This window comes from Mesorhizobium sp. GbtcB19 (assembly GCF_019091085.1).
In the GTDB taxonomy this organism is placed as follows: domain Bacteria; phylum Pseudomonadota; class Alphaproteobacteria; order Rhizobiales; family Rhizobiaceae; genus Mesorhizobium.
On record NZ_JAGXJY010000414.1, the window covers coordinates 1 to 244 of the forward strand.

Consider the following 244-nt stretch of genomic DNA (forward strand, 5'->3'; position numbering starts at 1 on the left):
TGTTGCCCTGGGGGGGCTTGCTCACCTCGCCGCCCACCACCCCCCTCCCAGCAGGCGGGGGCCGGTGAGGCGGGCGCCGTGGTGGCCGAGGCGCACGATGGTGACGTCGTAGAAGATGATGACCAAAGCCGCCAGCGCAATGCCGATGGCCACAGAACGGATGCGGCGCGCCTTCCGCTGGCGTTCGGTCAAGGTGACCAGTTCGAGCTTCTGGTCGGCCACGATCATGCGCCCCCCCTCATGA

1 protein-coding gene is annotated in these 244 nt (G+C 68.9%); it reads right to left on the reverse strand.

Annotation, left to right across the window (positions count from 1 at the left end):
- Positions 1 to 21 precede the first annotated feature (21 nt).
- Entirely contained in the window at positions 22 to 228 is a 207-nt protein-coding gene (locus tag KVT37_RS32615) for a hypothetical protein (RefSeq protein ID WP_217579066.1), read from the reverse strand.
- Between the last annotated feature and the right edge of the window lie 16 nt (positions 229 to 244).

Excerpts from the sequence above, each read along its gene's own strand:
- KVT37_RS32615 (WP_217579066.1), bottom strand. The coding sequence starts at position 228 with ATGATCGTGGCCGACCAGAAGCTCGAACTGGTCACCTTGACCGAACGC.